Origin of the sequence: Campylobacter sp. 2018MI13 (genome assembly GCF_018501135.1) — a bacterium.
Classification (GTDB): Bacteria; Campylobacterota; Campylobacteria; order Campylobacterales; family Campylobacteraceae; genus Campylobacter_E.
On the sequence record NZ_JAHCZC010000384.1, the window covers coordinates 1 to 203 of the forward strand.

Annotated in this window: 1 protein-coding gene; it reads right to left on the reverse strand. The window is 28.1% G+C overall.

Going from position 1 to position 203, the window contains the following annotated elements; translation table 11 throughout:
• The coding region (locus tag KJQ99_RS11605; protein ID WP_214150796.1) for a BspA family leucine-rich repeat surface protein at positions 1–203 on the reverse strand (203 nt) is incomplete at both ends.

Consider the following 203-nt stretch of genomic DNA (forward strand, 5'->3'; position numbering starts at 1 on the left):
AATTTTCAAACATATGGCTCATATTAGTTACTTTTGAAGTATCAAAGCTCAAAGCTTCATTAAAATACTCACAACTACTAAACATACTGCTCATATCAACGACATTTGAAGTATTGAAATTTAATGGATGATTAAAATCAAAGCAATTTTCAAACATATGGCTCATATTAGTTACTTTTGAAGTATCAAAGCTCAAAGCTTCA